12 protein-coding genes are annotated in these 16,010 nt (G+C 72.4%); 8 read left to right on the top strand and 4 right to left on the bottom strand.

Annotation, left to right across the window (positions count from 1 at the left end; all coding sequences use genetic code 11):
- Positions 1 to 150: 150 nt before the first annotated feature.
- A complete protein-coding gene (locus tag B4K29_RS12895; protein WP_029210082.1) occupies positions 151 to 1,125 on the top strand; it encodes a MerR family transcriptional regulator in 975 nt (324 codons plus the stop codon).
- 238 nt (positions 1,126 to 1,363) lie between these two features.
- On the opposite strand, the gene glgA is transcribed toward B4K29_RS12895, so the two are convergent.
- Positions 1,364 to 2,557: a glycogen synthase gene (gene glgA, locus B4K29_RS12890; RefSeq protein ID WP_019284838.1), complete on the bottom strand. Its 1,194-nt coding sequence runs from the start codon at positions 2,555 to 2,557 to the stop codon at positions 1,364 to 1,366.
- Between the two features lie 171 nt (positions 2,558 to 2,728).
- Between glgA and glgC the strand changes: the two genes are divergently transcribed.
- The 4 genes from glgC (at position 2,729) to cphA (ending at position 8,874) form a co-directional block, all read left to right on the top strand.
- Positions 2,729 to 3,982, top strand: coding sequence for a glucose-1-phosphate adenylyltransferase (gene glgC, locus B4K29_RS12885; RefSeq protein ID WP_286967595.1), 1,254 nt, complete (start codon positions 2,729 to 2,731; stop codon positions 3,980 to 3,982).
- 77 nt (positions 3,983 to 4,059) lie between these two features.
- On the top strand, positions 4,060 to 4,776 hold the full coding sequence (gene serB / locus B4K29_RS12880; RefSeq protein WP_286967593.1) for a phosphoserine phosphatase SerB: 717 nt from the start codon (positions 4,060 to 4,062) through the stop codon (positions 4,774 to 4,776).
- 194 nt (positions 4,777 to 4,970) lie between these two features.
- Entirely contained in the window at positions 4,971 to 5,867 is an 897-nt protein-coding gene (locus B4K29_RS12875; RefSeq protein WP_286967591.1) for a cyanophycinase, read from the top strand.
- 193 nt (positions 5,868 to 6,060) lie between these two features.
- Complete coding sequence (gene cphA, locus B4K29_RS12870; RefSeq protein ID WP_286967589.1) at positions 6,061 to 8,874, top strand: cyanophycin synthetase; 2,814 nt, start codon at positions 6,061 to 6,063, stop codon at positions 8,872 to 8,874.
- Between the two features lie 452 nt (positions 8,875 to 9,326).
- Here cphA and B4K29_RS12865 read toward each other — a convergent pair whose 3' ends face one another.
- Complete coding sequence (locus B4K29_RS12865; RefSeq protein WP_286967587.1) at positions 9,327 to 11,579, bottom strand: tetratricopeptide repeat protein; 2,253 nt, start codon at positions 11,577 to 11,579, stop codon at positions 9,327 to 9,329.
- A 268-nt stretch (positions 11,580 to 11,847) separates the two neighbouring features.
- Here B4K29_RS12865 and B4K29_RS12860 point away from each other — a divergent pair, with 268 nt between their 5' ends.
- A complete protein-coding gene (locus B4K29_RS12860; protein ID WP_286967585.1) occupies positions 11,848 to 13,596 on the top strand; it encodes an ABC-F family ATP-binding cassette domain-containing protein in 1,749 nt (582 codons plus the stop codon).
- 81 nt (positions 13,597 to 13,677) lie between these two features.
- Here B4K29_RS12860 and fabI read toward each other — a convergent pair whose 3' ends face one another.
- Together fabI and fabG are read right to left on the bottom strand one after the other, a co-directional pair.
- Positions 13,678 to 14,439 (bottom strand): enoyl-ACP reductase FabI, encoded by a 762-nt coding sequence (gene fabI / locus B4K29_RS12855; protein ID WP_286967583.1) that lies wholly within the window; start codon positions 14,437 to 14,439, stop codon positions 13,678 to 13,680.
- A 76-nt stretch (positions 14,440 to 14,515) separates the two neighbouring features.
- Complete coding sequence (fabG, locus tag B4K29_RS12850) at positions 14,516 to 15,241, bottom strand: 3-oxoacyl-ACP reductase FabG (protein ID WP_029210073.1); 726 nt, start codon at positions 15,239 to 15,241, stop codon at positions 14,516 to 14,518.
- Between the two features lie 120 nt (positions 15,242 to 15,361).
- Here fabG and B4K29_RS12845 point away from each other — a divergent pair, with 120 nt between their 5' ends.
- Positions 15,362 to 15,793: a DUF3099 domain-containing protein gene (locus B4K29_RS12845; RefSeq protein WP_084412305.1), complete on the top strand. Its 432-nt coding sequence runs from the start codon at positions 15,362 to 15,364 to the stop codon at positions 15,791 to 15,793.
- Positions 15,790 to 15,990, top strand: a complete 201-nt coding sequence (locus B4K29_RS12840) for a hypothetical protein (RefSeq protein ID WP_029210071.1) — start codon at positions 15,790 to 15,792, stop codon at positions 15,988 to 15,990. Before B4K29_RS12845 ends, B4K29_RS12840 begins: the two co-directional genes overlap by 4 nt.
- Positions 15,991 to 16,010 lie beyond the last annotated feature (20 nt).

Here is a 16,010-nt window from a genome sequence, read left to right as displayed (position 1 = left end):
TCCGCCCATCGGTGGATCGAGGTTAAGCCGGTGTCCGTCGAACGGGGTCAACCCCACTCCAACATCCTTGGACCGAACACTCACGATCTCGGGGCTGGGGTCAGCCCTGGGGATTGACCCTCCACCAGGTCGAGGGTCCAGGCTCGGCGCATGACAGACCTCCTCGGGATCGGTGAGCTCGCCCAGGCGAGCGGGCTGACCGTGTCCGCGCTGCGCTTCTACGACACCCATGCCGTCCTGGTGCCGGCGGTGGTCGACGAGCGGACGGGCTACCGGCGGTATGCCGTCGACCAGGTCGTCGCGGCCCGCGTCATCGCCGGGCTGCGGCGTATCGGCCTGCCCGTCGCCGAGATGCCCACGGTGCTGGAGCGGCTCGACGACGCCGAGCAGGTCGCCGGCATCCTCCACGCGCACCTCACCCACCTCGAGGCGGGCGTGGCCGGCGCCCGCCTCGAGGTGGCACGGCTGCTGCGCCTGCTCGGCTCTGACGACGACGTCCCAGGAGTGCCTGTGCTCCCGCCGCAGCCCGAGCTACGTTTCCCGGCCAGCGGGTTCGAGCACGCCCTGCGTCGGGTGGAGTTCGCCGTGGCGACCCACGACGAGGCGGGGGCGCTGGGCGGCATACACCTGCGCGCCGCAGGCGGGGTCTGCACGTGGGTGGCGACCGACCGCTATCGCCTGGCCACCACGACCTGCCCTGTGTCTCAGGCGGACTGGGGGGCCACCCTGGCGCCGGCGCTGCTCCGGCAGGCGCTCGAGGACCAGGCGGACGGCGAGGTGCGGCTCCGGCCCGACCTGCCGACCGTCGACGGGGACTATCCGGACGTGGAGCGGATGCGGACCTACCTCGGGCAGGGGCGACACCGCGTGGTGGACCGAGCCGCCCTCCCGGAGCTGCTGGTCGACGCCGAGCCCGGTCGGGTGCGGCTCGAGCACCTCCTGCTGGACGGCGAGCTGCTCCGGGAGGCGGTCGAGGCGTTGCCGGGAGATCAGCTCATGCTCGAGCTCGACGGGCCGCTCGCCCCGATCGCCCTGCGCGACCCGCATGACGGCAGCACCTGGACGCTGCTCATGCCGATCCGTGACGACACCATCTCCTCCGACCCGGACCGCGAGGGAGCGTGAGCGTCCTCGTCCACCGGTGCCGCACGTGCGGGCACGACGTGGTGTGGCACGAGCCGCGGGAGGCGGGCTACACCAGGTGCGGGTGCTGCCGGGCCGGGCGTCCCGACCGCGACCCGGAGCCGACGCTGCGGGAGACGAGGACCTGGCGCTCCGAGCCCGAGCCCCTGTGGGAGCCGGGCGCCCTCCGCAACGCGGGCACCATGCACGCCATACGGCTCTGCGACTGCGACCGCTGCCGTCAGGCGTCGAGGACGGCGCGATAGACCTCGAGGGTCTTGTCGCCGATCGCCGCCCACGAGAAGTGCTCGACCGCGCGGCGTCGACCGGCGCGGCCCATCTCGCGCGCCCGCTCGACGTCGGACACCGCGTCGGTGAGAGCGGCGGCCAGGTCGGCGACGAACGTCTCCTCGTCCAGCGGGGTGCCGGAGCCGTCCTGCACCTGCTCGATGGGGACGAGCCAGCCCGTCTCGCCGTCGACGACGACCTCCGGGATGCCGCCGGTGGCCGTGGCGACCACGGCCGCCTCGCAGGCCATCGCCTCGAGGTTGACGATGCCGAGCGGCTCGTAGATCGAGGGGCACGCGAACACCGTGCACGCCGACTCCAGCGCCACGATCTCGTTGCGGGGCAGGTGCTCGGCGATCCAGACGACGCCGTCGCGGCGCGTCTTGAGGTCGTCGATGAGGGCCGTGACCTCGGCCTTGATCTCCGGGGTGTCGGGGGCTCCGGCGGCCAGCACCAGCTGCACGCCCTCGGGCAGGCGGGCGGCGGCCTTGATGAGATAGGGCAGCCCCTTCTGCCGGGTGATGCGGCCCACGAAGCAGACGAACGGCCGGTCCGGGTCGATGCCGTACTTCTCGAGCACCGCCGGGTCCGGCCCGGGCTTCCAGTCCTCGGAGTCGATCCCGTTGTGCACCACGTGGACCCGCGCGGGATCGAGCGCTGGGTAGCACCGCAGGATGTCCTCGCGCATGCCCGCCGAGACGGCGATGACGCCCGCCGCGGCCTCGTAGGCCGACCGCTCCACGAAGGACGAGAGCGCGTAACCGCCACCGAGCTGCTCGGCCTTCCACGGGCGCAGCGGCTCCAGCGAGTGGGCCGAGATGACGTGCGGGATGCCGTTGAGCAGCGACGCGACGTGCCCGCCGAAGTTGGCGTACCACGTGTGCGAGTGCACCAGGTCTGCCCCTGCCACGTCGGCCGCGATCCGCAAGTCCGTGCCCATCGTCACGAGGGCTGCGTTGGCCCCGGAGAGCTCGGGCAGGTCGGCATACCCGGTCGTCCCCTCCTCGTCCCGGGGGCCGCCGAAGCAGCGCACCTGGACGTCGATGTCGCCGCGGGACCGCAGGGCCCGGACGAGCTCGGTGACGTGCACCCCGGCGCCGCCGTAGACCTGGGGCGGGTATTCCTTGCTCACGATGTCGACTCGCACGGGACGAACCTATCCGGCGACGGGGCGGGCCGCTCGTCCAGCGCCGACGACGCGTCTGCCGGAGTCGAATTCGCCGTCGAGCCCGGAGTCGAATTCCGGGCCCGCCACGATTCCCCGCCACGGCCGATCCCTCCCGTGGCAGGCCGATCCCGACGACCTTAGGGTGAGGGCATGTACAACCGCCGCGGCCACAAGAAGGTCCTCGCCATCGTCCTCGCAGGTGGAGAGGGCAAGCGACTCATGCCCCTCACCGCCGACCGCGCCAAGCCGGCCGTCCCGTTCGGCGGCAACTACCGACTCATCGACTTCGCGCTGTCCAACGTCGTCAACAGCGGCTTCCTCAAGGTCGTCGTGCTGACGCAGTACAAGTCGCACAGCCTCGACCGGCACGTGTCCCGCACCTGGCGCATGTCGCAGATGCTCGGCAACTACGTCACCAACGTGCCGGCGCAGCAGCGCATCGGCAAGGAGTGGTACCGCGGGTCCGCCGACGCGATCTACCAGTCCATGAACCTCATCCGTGACGAGGACCCCGACATCATCGTCGTCGTGGGTGCCGACCACGTCTATCGCATGGACTTCTCGCAGATGGTCGCCCAGCACATCGACACCGACGCCGCGTGCACCGTCGCCGCGATCCGTCAGCCGCGGTCGATGGCGGACCAGTTCGGCGTCATCGACGTCGAGCCGAGCAACCCCTCCAAGATCCGCGAGTTCCTCGAGAAGCCCACCGACCCGGCCGGGCTGCCGGACTCCCCCGACGAGATCCTCGCGTCCATGGGCAACTACGTCTTCACCAAGGACGCCCTGGTCGAGGCGCTCGAGAGCGACAACGCGCGCGACGACACCAAGCACGACATGGGAGGCGACATCGTCCCGGCCTTCGTCGACGCGGGTGAGGCCTATGTCTACGACTTCAAGGACAACATCGTCCCGGGCGAGACCGAGCGCGACCACGGCTACTGGCGCGACGTCGGCACCATGGACTCCTACTACGACGCCCACATGGAGCTCGTGTCGCTCAACCCGGTCTTCAACCTCTACAACATGGAGTGGCCGATCTTCACGCAGATGGAGTCGCTGCCCCCGGCCAAGTTCGTCACCGGGATGGCGTCGCGCGCCGCCAAGGTCACCAACTCCACCGTCTGCCCCGGCGTCGTGGTGTCCGGCTCCGAGGTCACGACCTCCGTGCTGTCGCCCGGCGTCAAGCTCAACTCCTACTCCACCGTCGAGGGCTCCGTGCTCTTCGACGACGTGGTGGTCCACCGCAACGCCACGGTCCACAAGGCCGTCCTCGACAAGGGCGTCGACGTCCCCGAGGGCGCGATGGTCGGCGTGGACAAGGAGCACGACCGGGCCCGCGGATACTACGTGACGGAGTCCGGGATCACGGTGGTGGGCAAGGGAGTCCAGATCGTTCCCTGACCGAGGAGCAATGACCGCGACGTCGTATGCCGGACAGCCCACCGGCATCCGACGTCGCCGTCCCTAGGCTGGGCACCGTGCCCGACGACACCCCCGCCGCTCCCCTGGTCCGCCGCCCCGAGGTGCTCGAGCGCACGCGGGTCGCGCTGACCGAGGGGCCGCCGCTGCTGCTCACCGACGTCGACTCCACCCTCATCGCGGACGAGGTCATCGAGATGCTCGCCGCGCACGCGGGCAAGGAGCCCGAGGTGCGGGCGGTGACCGAGGCCGCCATGCGGGGCGAGCTCGACTTCGCGCAGAGCCTGCACGCGCGGGTGGCGGTGCTCGAGGGGCTGCCCGTCACGGTCGTCGAGGCGGTGCGGGCCGCGGTGCGGGTGACACCCGGGGCGCAGGAGCTCGTCGACGCCGTGACGGCCGCCGGCGGCGTGGTGGGCGTGGTGTCGGGCGGGTTCGTCGAGGTGGTCGGCCCGCTCGCGGAGACGATGCGGATCCACCACGCGGTCGCCAACACCCTCGAGGTGCGCGACGGCCGCCTGACCGGGCGCGTGGCCGGCGAGGTCGTGGACCGCGCCGTCAAGGCCCGGGTGCTGCGGGAGCTGGCCGAGCGGCACGGCATCCCGATGGAGCGGACGATCGCGGTGGGCGACGGCGCCAACGACCTGGACATGCTGGAGGCCGCCGGGCTCGGGGTGGCCTTCGCCGCCAAGCCCGCGCTGGCCGACCGCGCGGACGTGTGCCTACCCGGGCCCCGCCTCGACGACCTGGTCGAGCTCCTGGGACTCCCCCGCGCCTGACCTCCGGCCGAGATGAGGCAGCCTGACGAGCACCTCGCGACCACCCTGGACGGTCCGGCCCGCACCCGTCGCACGGTGGACGGGATCGTCTCGCTCTGCGGCGCGGCGACCCCGGGCTCCCGCAGCAGCGGCCTAGGGTGGCCCGAGCGCGCCGTGGTCCGTGCGCTGCCATGACACCGGGAGTTGATCCGCACATGTCCGCCCAGCTGGAGCCGACCATCCATCGTTCGCTGCTCATCATCGGCGGCGCCGAGGACAAGATGGGCCGGGCGACGGTGCTGCGGCGCTTCGTGCGGCTGGCCGGCGGCGTGCGGGCCCGCATGGTCGTGATCCCCTCCGCCTCCGCGTTCGCCGACGAGGCCGCCGAGGTCTACGCCGACGTCTTCGCCCGGCTGGGGGCGGAGCGCACGGTCACCGTCGACATCCAGAGCCGCGCCGAGGCCGACCGCACCGACGAGGGCTGCGGGGCCGCCGCCATCGACGAGGCCACCGGCATCTTCATGACCGGCGGCAACCAGCTCAAGCTCGCCCAGCTCATCGGCGGCACCGAGGTCGGCCGCGCGATCCACCGGGCCTACGAGCGGGGCGCCGTCATCGCCGGCACGTCGGCCGGCGCCTCGATCATGAGCCGGTTCATGATCTCCATGGGCGACGAGGGCATCACCCCGCGTCAGCGCTCGAGCCAGCTCACGGCCGGGCTCGACCTGCTGCCCGACGTCATCGTCGACCAGCACTTCGCGCAGCGCACGCGCTACGGACGGCTGCTGTCCCTCGTGGCCGGGTCCCCCGCGCTGCTCGGCATGGGCATCGACGAGGACACCGCGGCCGAGATCACCGACGGCCGCGTCCTCACCGTCATCGGCGACGGCGGCGTCTTCATCGCCGACGCCCGACGGGCCGTCACCGACGCCTACGAGGCCGCCGAGGACGCACCGCTGCTGGTCAGCGGCGCCGTCGTCCACACGCTGCCGGCCGGGTCGACCTTCGACCTGCAGACGGCCACCCTCATGAGCTTCTCCGAGATGCACCCGGACGTCGACGTGCGCCGCTCCGAGCGCGAGCACCCGGACGGGTCCTCGCCCGTCGCCTGAGCCGAGACCCGAGCATCTGGGCGGCCCGTCGAGGCGGTGGTCCCGGCATACGGCCGCTGGTCTCAGCTGCTCGACCTCGGGCGCACCCTGCTCACCCCCTCCCACCCCGTCCCCCCCTCCCAGCACGGACGAAAGGGACAGGGAGGGCCCGTGCCGCTAACGTGGGGGCCGCATCCCCAGCCAGGAGGTCTCCATGGATAGCGCACGCCCCAGCCCCTCCGGGCCGGCCCGACCCGACTTGCGGGTCCTGTCCCAGCGGGTCTATCGCGGGCCCAACGTCTGGTCCTACGAGCAGGCGATCCACCTCGTCGTGGACCTCGGCATCCTGGAGGAGTACCCGACCGACCTGCTCCCGGGCTTCACCGAGCGCCTGGTCGAGCTGCTCCCGGGGCTGCAGCGGCACACCTGCTCGATCGGCACGCCGGGCGGCTTCGTCCAGCGGATGCAGGACGGCACCTGGCTGGGTCACGTGGCCGAGCACGTCGCGCTCCAGCTGCAGCAGGAGGCCGGGCACGACCTGCGCCGCGGCAAGACGCGCTCCGTGCGCGGCAAGGTCGGCCAGTACAACGTGATCCTCGGCTACATCGACGAGACCGTCGCCCTGGCCGCCTGCGAGTTGGCCGTCCGCCTCGTCAACGACCTGGTCGAGCACGACGAGGCCTTCGACTTCGAGGCCGAGCTGGACGCCTTCCTCCGGCTCGCGCAGCGTCAGGCCTACGGCCCGTCCACGATGGCCATCCTCGAGGAGGCCGTCAGCCGCGACATCCCGTGGCAGCGCCTCAACCGCGGCTCGCTCGTCCAGCTCGGCCAGGGCGTCCACGCCAAGCGGTTCCGGGCCACGATGACCTCGCTCACCGGTGCCCTGGCCGTCGACATCGCCTCGGACAAGGACCTCACCGCGCAGCTGCTGGCCTCCGCCGGCCTGCCGGTGCCCAAGAGCGAGCTGGTGCGCGACGTCGACGACGCGGTGGCCGCGGCCCGCCGCATCGGCTACCCCGTCGTCGTCAAGCCGCTCGACGGCAACCACGGTCGCGGCGTCTGCCTCGACCTGCGCGACGAGCAGGACGTGCGAGAGTCCTTCCCCATCGCCCAGGACCAGTCCCGGCGCGGGTCGGTCATGGTCGAGTCCTTCGTGACCGGCAAGGACTACCGCTGCCTGATCATCGGCGGCCGCATGCAGGCCATCGCCGAGCGAGTCCCCGCGCACGTCGTCGGGGACGGCGAGCACACCGTCGCCGAGCTCGTCGACATCACCAACGAGGACCCGCGGCGCGGCGTCGGCCATGAGAAGGTCCTCACCAAGATCAAGGTTGACGAGGCTGCCGTCGAGCTCGTCCAGTCGCAGGGCTACGCGATGGACGCGGTGGTGCCGAGCGGCGAGATGGTCAAGCTCGCCCTCACCGCCAACATGTCCACCGGCGGGATCTCGATCGACCGCACCTGGGACGCGCACCCCGACAACGTCGACGTCGCCGAGGAGGCCGCCCGGCTCATCGGGCTGGACGTCGCGGGCATCGACTTCATCTGCCCGGACATCACCGAGCCGGTGCGCGAGACCGGCGGCGCGATCTGCGAGGTCAACGCGGCGCCCGGCTTCCGCATGCACACGCACCCCACGGTCGGCGAGCCGCAGTTCATCGCCAAGCCGGTCGTCGACCTGCTGTTCCCGCCCGGCTCCCCCTCTCGGGTGCCGATCATCGCCGTGACCGGCACCAACGGCAAGACGACGACCAGCCGGATGATCTCCCACATCTTCAAGGGGCTCGGGCGCAAGGTCGGCATGACCTCCACCGACGGCGTCGTCATCGACGAGCGCCTCGTCATCAAGGCGGACGCGTCCGGCCCGCGCTCGGCGCGCATGGTCCTGCAGAACCCCCGCGTCGACCTCGCCGTCATGGAGGTCGCCCGCGGAGGCATCATCCGCGAGGGCCTCGGCTACGACCGCAACGACGTCGCCGTCGTCACCAACGTCGCGGCAGACCACCTGGGGCTCAAGGGGATCGACACCCTCGAGCAGCTCGCGGCCGTCAAGCGCGTCGTGGTCGAGGCGGTCCCCCGCAGCGGCTACGCCGTCCTCAACGCGGACGACCCCAACGTCCGCGCGATGCGCCGCCGCTGCTCCGGCTCGGTCGTGTGGTTCTCGCTCAAGGCCCCCGGATCCGACGAGCGCACCATGATCGACGAGCACTGCCGCCGCGGTGGTCGCGCCGTGGTGCTCGAGGAGACCGAGCGCGGCGAGATGATCGTCATCCGGCAGGGTCGGCGCACCATGCAGCTGGCGTTCACCCACCTGCTGCCGTCGACCTTCGAGGGCACCGCGCGCATGAACGTCGCCAACGCCCTCGCCGCCGCCGGTGCGGCCTTCGCCCTCGGCGCGCCGCTGCAGGACATCCGCCAGGGGCTGCGCACCTTCACGACGAGCTACTACCTCTCCCCCGGCCGCATGAACCTCCTCACCGTCACCGGCCGCCAGATCATCGTCGACTACTGCCACAACGCGGCCGGGATGCGGATGCTGGGTGACTTCGCCCAGCGGTATGCCGACCGCCAGGAGGAACGCGGGGCCGGCGGCACGGTGCGCCGCATCGGCCTGGTCGCGACCGCCGGCGACCGCCGGGACGACGACATGGCCGAGCTCGGCGCCGTCGCCGCCGAGTACTTCGACAGCATCATCGTGCGCGACGACGCCCACCTGCGCGGGCGCGCCCCGGGCGAGCAGGCCGAGCACGTGGCGCGCGGCATACGGCAGTCGCAGGAGGCCGGGCGGGCCCGGTGCACCGAGGTGGAGGTCGTGCTCAACGAGCTCGACGCCACCGACCGGGCGCTGGAGATCGCCGAGCCCGGCGACCTCGTCGTGCTCTGCGTCGACAAGCACGCGCAGGTCATGGAGCGCCTCGAGCAGCGGACCAAGGTCGCGACCCCGCGTGGCGACAACGAGCAGGACGGTCGGGCGTACGACCCCGACTTCGTGCTCGACAAGGACGCCGCGGAGGCCGAGACCGCCTGAGCACCCGCGTCATTCGCAGCGAGCGCGCCACCCCGATCGTGGGGCGGCGCGCTCGTCGCGTGCGGTGGCAACCGCGGACCGCAGTTTATGAGCTGGGAGCCCACGAAGGATCGGCTGGAGGCGTCCAGGTCAGCACTTTGTGAGCTGGGAGCCCACGAAGGATCGGCTGGAGGCGTCCAGGTCAGCACTTTGTGAGCTGAGAGCTCAGTTCAGGTCGTCTGGAAGCGTCGGGGAGGCGCGTGGGCGGCACTTTGTGAGCTCGGAGCTCAGTTTGGGTCGTCCGGAGGCGTCGGGGAGTCGCGTGGGCGGCACTTCGTGAGCTGGGAGCTCAGTTCGGGTCGTCTGGAGGCGTCGGGGAGTCGCGTGGGCGACACGTGGTGAGCTCGGAGCTCAGTTCGGGTCGTCTGGAGGCGTCGGGGAGGCGCGTGGGCGACACGTGGTGAGCTCGGAGCTCAGGACGCGCTGACGGAGGCGTCCCTCGAGGCAGCGGCGTCCTGCTCGCGCATGATCTCCACGCGGCGGTGCAGCCCGTCGCGGTAGTAGTCGTCGTCCGGCGTCGCCGCACGCCGCAGCAGCGCGTCGATGAGCGAGGCCACCGCCTCCTGGGCGTGCCCCTCGTCGATCTGCGCGAGGGCGCGGAAGGCGACGTACGCGCCGCTGTCCTGGCGCCGGACGTCCACGGACTCGAGCATCGCGAGCGCCTCGGCGGGTCGTCCCTGGCGACGCACGGCGGACGCCTCGCTGATCAGGGAGCGAGTGCGCCACGGCTCGTCGAGCCCGGCCTCGCGGGCCTGCCGGAAGAGCTCGATGGCGGCCGACTCCTCGTCGCCCCGGTTGCGGTAGGCAGCCAGCTCGAACAGCAGCCGGCCGTCGGACGGGGACTCGGCGAGGAGACCCTCGATGGTCGCCACCCGCTCGGCGATGGTGGCCGCGGTGTCGGCGCGGAGAGCGCGCAGGGTCTCCTCGTGCTCGTGCTCGCCACGAGCACGCTTGACCTTGGCCCGGATCGAGGAGGCGGTGTCGGGGCGGGCGCCCTGCTCGAGCAGCCAGGCGTTGAGCTCCGGCCAGTCGGCGTGCACCATGACCGCGACGACGTCGCCGTTGCCGGCCTGGCCGAGGATGCCCTGCAGTCCCTCGAGCTCGGACGGATAGGAGTCGACCTCGGCCACGCCGACGCGGGACAGCCCGATCCGCAGGTGGGCCTCGAGGTCCTCGCGGGTGCGGTTGCGCAGGTAGCGCTCCTTGTGGACGACGTGCACGACGTCGGCGCTCGACCCGGCCATGGCGCCCATGGACTCGAGGATCTCGTCGGTGCGGTCCCCGCCGGTGCCCACCCCGAGGTGGAAGCGGGCGCCTGGTCGCGTGAGCCCGCGGGCGACCTCGATGAGGGCCTGGAGGCCGTCCTCGTTGTGCGCCATGTCGAGGATGACGGTCGCGGCGCCGCCGGACGGCGCGCGCACGGTGTAGGTGTTGAGGCGGCCCGGGTTGTGCTCCCCGTCGGGGGCAAAGGTGCGCAGCCCCTCGACGACGGCCTCCCGCGGCAGACCGAGACCGAGGGCGGTCGCAGCGGCGGCGAGGGCGTTGGCGGTGTTGTGGCGGGACAGCCCGGCCATGGTCATCGGCACGTCGGTCAGCGGCAGCAGCCGGTCGACCTCGCCGTTGCGCTCCAGCACCGCGATGGCGTCGTCGAGCACCGTGATGCCCCGACCGCCGTCGTCCACGGCCTCGCGCAGCGCGGGCGAGGACGGGTCGGTGCTGAACGCCCAGGGCCGCGCCTCGGTGCCGGCGCGCATGGCCCACACGCGGGGGTCGTCGCCGTTGAGGACGGCCCACCCGTCGGGGCGGGTGACCTTGGTGACGATGGCCTTGACCTCGGCGAGCTGGTCGACCGTGTCCACGCCCTGCATCCCGAGGTGGTCGGCCGTGACGTTGGTGACGACGGAGACGTCGTTGTGGGTGACGCCGATGCCCTTGAGCAGCATGCCGCCGCGGGCGGTCTCGAGGATGCCGATCTCGACGCCGGGCTGGTGCAGCACGGCCGACGCGCCGGCCGGCCCGGAGTAGTCGCCCTCCTCGATCTCCTCGCCCTGGGCGTAGACCCCGGACGTGCTCGACCACCCGGTCCGCAGGCCGGCGGTCATGGCGATGTGGGCGACGAGGCGGGTGGTGGTGGTCTTGCCGTTGGTGCCGGTGATGGAGGCGACGGGGATCTTGGGGGTGATCGTGGTCGGGCGGGCGCCGGCCGGGGCCGTGGCGATCTGGCGGGTCGCCTCGTCCATGGCCTGCCGGGCCTCGTCGTCGTCGCCGGTCAGCAGGGCCGACAGGACCGGGCCGAGGGCCTCGGCCATCGCGACGCCGCGGCCACGGCGGCTCCAGGGGAACGCGACGACGATCTCCTGCGGACGGTTGCCCGCCCGCGTCTTGGTCGACAGGCCTCGTATGCCGGCGCCCGCCCCCAGGCGCCGGACCAGCCGTCGCGCGAGGCGCAGCGCCATCGCCTGACGCTCCAGGGTGTGGGCACCGCCGGGGTCGGCCTGCCGCAGCCCCAGCCGCGCCGCGAGGCGCCGGGCCTGGGGTCGGCGGAGCTCGAGGATGCCGGGCACCTCCAGCACGACCTTCATGGCCGGACGCGTGAAGTAGAGGTTGGGTCCCTCGAGGACCCGCACCTCGGTCACGGTGATGGGCGTCACGGCGGCGTCAGTCATGGGGCCGATCCTAAGGGCAGGTCACGGCCCGGTCCTGCCGGTGCCGCAGGGATGGGCGGCACCCGTCTCAGGATTGGCCTCGACGGCCGCGACGGCCTCGCCGCCGGCGTCGCAGGCCATCGTTGTAGGCCCACACCGAGCGGAACGTGGTTGAGCCGGACGGCGGATCCCTCTAGCCTGGGCGGCGTGATCATCTCCTGACGACGTCGCCCTGCCGCGCGCCGAGGCCCGGCCCCGCGTGGCGCACCAGACCGTCCAGGAGCACCCCTTGTCACAACCCCTGCACCCCCTCCAGAGCGCTGCCGCGTCCGGCGCCGACCACCTGCGCGTCGACGGGGTCTCTCGCACCTATCCCGACCGCCGCGTCCTGACCGACGTCTCGTTCGTCGTGAGCGCGGGCGAGATCGCCTGCGTCATCGGCGAGAACGGCTCGGGCAAGTCCACCCTGCTGCGGATCCTCGCGGGGCTCGACCGGCCGGATGCGGGGTCCGTCCAGGCCCCGGGAACCGTCGGCCTCTACCACCAGGAGCCGCCCTATCCGCTGGACCTCACCGTCGACCAGGTGCTGCGGGACGCCACGGCACCGGTGCGCGCGATGGCTGCCCGGGTGGAGCGCGAGGGCCTGGCCCTGGCGGACGGCGACCAGGGCGCCGCAGCGCGACTCGACGCCGCCATCGAGGACGCGCACCGCCACCACGCCTGGGACCTCGACCACCGCGTCGACCGGGTCGTGGCCGGCCTGGGGATCGGGCACCTGACGAGGGACCGTCGCGCGAGCGAGCTGTCGGGCGGGCAGGTGTCGCGCCTGAGCCTGGCCTGGCTGCTGCTGCGCTCCCCCGACACGCTGCTGCTCGACGAGCCGACCAACCACCTGGACGCGGCGGCGACCGAGCTGCTGGTGGAGCTGCTGCGGACGTGGTCGGGGCCCGTCCTGGTGGCGAGCCACGACCGGGCGTTCATCGACGAGGCCGCGACCACGCTGCTGGACCTCGACCCGGCTCCGGTGGCTCACGCCGCGGTGGCCCACGACCAGGGTTCCCCCGGCTCGGGATTCGGGGTGACGCGGTTCGGTGGCAGCTACACCGACTACCTGGCGTCGCGGCGCGAGGAGCTGGAGCGCTGGGCGCGCCACTACCGCGACGAGCAGGACGAGCTGAACCGGCTGCGGGCGCGCGTCCGCGAGGACCACACGGTCGGCAACCCGTCCCGCGGCCCCCGCACCGAGGCCCGCGGGTCCAAGAAGTTCTACTCCGACCGCAACGCCAAGGTCGTCTCGCGCCGCGTCAACGACGCCTCGACCGCCCTGGAGCGGCTGGAGGCCGAGCAGGTGCGCCGGCCCCCGGCGCGGCTGCGCTTCAGGGGATTTCGGGATCCGGCCTCGTCCGGGGGGCGGGTCGGTGGGCCGCAGCGCAGCGGGCCTCAGGGCAGCGGGCCGGTCCTCACGGCCACCGGGGTCGCCGTGACGGGCCGCCTCGCGCCGACCAGCCTGTCGCTGGGCGCGCGCTCCCGCCTCCTCGTGACGGGTCCCAACGGCTCGGGCAAGTCCACGCTGCTGGCGGTCCTCGCCGACGTCCTCGCCCCGGACGCCGGCGCCCTCACGCGCGACTCACGGCTGCGCATCGGACTGCTCGCCCAGGAGCCACCCGTCGTGGACCCGGGCCTGAGCGTCCGGGCGGCCTACGCCGCCGCGGTGGGCGAGGCGCTGGCGGAGCGCGTGCCCCTGTCGACCCACGGTCTGGTGGCGGGGCGCGACGCCGACCGTCCCGTGGGGGCGCTCAGCGTCGGTCAGCGCCGACGCCCGGACCTCGCCACCGTGCTCGCGGACCCGCCGGACGTGCTCCTGCTCGACGAGCCCACCAACCACCTGTCGCTGCTGCTGGTGACCGAGCTCGAGCGGGCGCTTCTCGACTACCCGGGCGCCGTCGTGATCGCCAGCCACGACCGGTGGCTGAGCGCGGGATGGTCCGGCGAGCGTCTGCGGCTCGAAGACGAGGCGGGCGGTCCGGCATACGACTGATGCCCGGGGACCAGCAGTCCCCGGGCACCAGCCCTCATCACGTCACCTCGCCGACGCGCCAGCGGTCAGGCGGTCAGGTGGTCACTGCCCCATCGCGTGGACGCCGCCGTCGACGTGCACGATCTCGCCCGTCGTGGCCGGGAACCAGTCGGACAGCAGGACCGCGCAGGCCTTGGCCGCGGGCTCGGCGTCCTTGACGTCCCAGCCGAGGGGCGCACGGTCGTCCCACACTCGCTCGAACTGCTCGAAGCCCGGGATCGACTTGGCCGCGGTGGTGCGGATCGGGCCGGCCGCCACCAGGTTGCAGCGGATGCCCTTGGGGCCCAGGTCGCGGGCGAGGTAGCGGTTGGTGGACTCGAACGCGGCCTTGGCGACGCCCATCCAGTCGTAGACGGGCCAGGCGAACTTCGCGTCGAAGGTGAGGCCCACGACTGAGCCGCCCTCGGCCATCAGCGGCTCGCAGGCGACGGCGAGCGACTTCAGCGAGTAGGCCGAGATCTGCAGCGCCGTGGACACGTCCTCCCACGTGGCGTCGAGAAAGCTGAAGGCCCCCTGCGGCGCGAAGCCGATGGAGTGCAGCACGCCGTCGAGCCGGTCGGTGTGCTCGCCGAGGCGCTCGGCCAAGGTGTCGAGGTGCTCCTGGTCGGACACGTCGAGCTCCATCACCGGCGGGGTCTGCGGGAGACGCTTGGCGATCGTCTGGGTGATCTTCATCGTGCGGCCGAAGCTCGTGAGGATGACCTCGGCGCCCTCCTCCTGCGCGATGCGCGCCACGTGGAAGGCGATGGAGGAGTCCATCAGGACGCCGGTGACGAGGAGCTTCTTGCCGTCGAGCATGCCCATGGGACAGGTCCTTTCGTATGACGGATGAGGGGTTGCCGGGTGTCGGGGCCGGCCGTGGTGGTCGCCGCAGGCGTGGTCAGTGGCCCATGCCCAGGCCACCGTCGACCGGGATCACGGCGCCGGAGATGTAGGACGCGCCGGGCGAGGCGAGGAAGGTGACGACGGAGGCGATCTCGTCGGTGGAGCCGAGGCGGCCGGCGGGGATGGCCTTCTTGTAGCCGGCGACGGTGTCCTCAGGCAGGACCGCGGTCATGTCGGTCTCGACGAAGCCGGGGGCGACGACGTTGGCGGTGATGCCGCGGCCGCCGAGCTCACGGGTGATGGAGCGCGCCAGGCCGACGAGGCCGGACTTGGAGGCGGCGTAGTTGGCCTGGCCCGGGCTGCCGTAGAGCCCCACGACGCTGGAGACGAAGATCAGGCGCCCGCGGCGCAGCCGGATCATGCCCTTGGAGGCGCGGCGGGCGCAGCGGAAGGCGCCGGCGAGGTTGGTGTCGATGACCTGGTCGAAGTCCTCGTCCGACATGCGCATCAGCAGCGTGTCCTTGGTGACGCCGGCGTTGGCGACGACCACCTCGATCGGCCCGCCCAGCAGCTCCTCGGCCGCCGTGAACGCCGCGTCCACGGACTCGGTGCTCGTCACGTCGCCCTGGACGGCCTGCAGACCCTCGGGCGCCTCGCCGGACCGGCTCGTGACGACGACCTTGTCCCCCTGGGCCGCGAAGGCCCGCGCGATCGCGAGGCCGATGCCGCGGTTGCCTCCGGTGACGAGGACGGTGCGTGGCTCGGGACGGTCGGTGGTCATGGTGCTCCTCACCAGTGGGGCCTGCGGGTTCCCGCCGACGCTAGCGGACTACCCCGCGGTAGCGCTCATCGAACGCTGCTCATCGGCCGGAGGCTCGGCGAACGAGCGTAGGCTTGGTCGGTGGCCAGCTCATCCCCCTCTCACCCGACGGTGCACACCGTCACGTCGGTGCAGAAGTCCCTCGCGCAGGACCGGGCCGAGCGCACCCGCCGCTACCTGATCTCGATGTCGATCCGCACCGTCTGCTTCGTGCTGTTCGTGGTGGTCGACCACCCGATGCGGTGGGTGTTCGTGATCGGGGCGGTGTTCCTGCCCTACATCGCGGTCGTCCTGGCCAACGCCGTCGACCGCAGCGGCGAGGGCCAGCTGGAGGCCGTGGACCACCAGCAGCGGATGCTGCCGCCGGGCACCTGGTCGGAGGGCGCGATCGAGGGCTCGGTCGAGGGCGCTGACAAGGGCTCTGACAAGGGCTCGGCAGAGGGCGGATCGGCACGCCCGGCAGAGGGCCAGTCGGACGAGCGCCGCGACCGGTCGCAGGACGGTGCCGTATGACGGGTGACCGCTGCTCGGCCAAGGGATGCAGGGCCGACGGGACCTGGCAGCTGCGCTGGAACAACCCGTCGCTGCACGCCCCGGACCGCCGCAAGGTGTGGCTGGCCTGCGACGAGCACAAGGTGTCGCTGTCGGAGTTCCTGTCGATGCGGGGCTTCCTGCGCGAGGTCGAGCCGCACGAGCCGCTCGGGAACTGACCAGTCGGCGGGGTGGGAAC

Source organism: Arsenicicoccus sp. UBA6765, from assembly GCF_002453335.1.
Taxonomy (GTDB): domain Bacteria; phylum Actinomycetota; class Actinomycetes; order Actinomycetales; family Dermatophilaceae; genus Arsenicicoccus; species Arsenicicoccus bolidensis.
The sequence above is the reverse complement of the archived record's forward strand: the minus strand, read 5'-3'. Positions and strand labels throughout refer to the sequence as shown.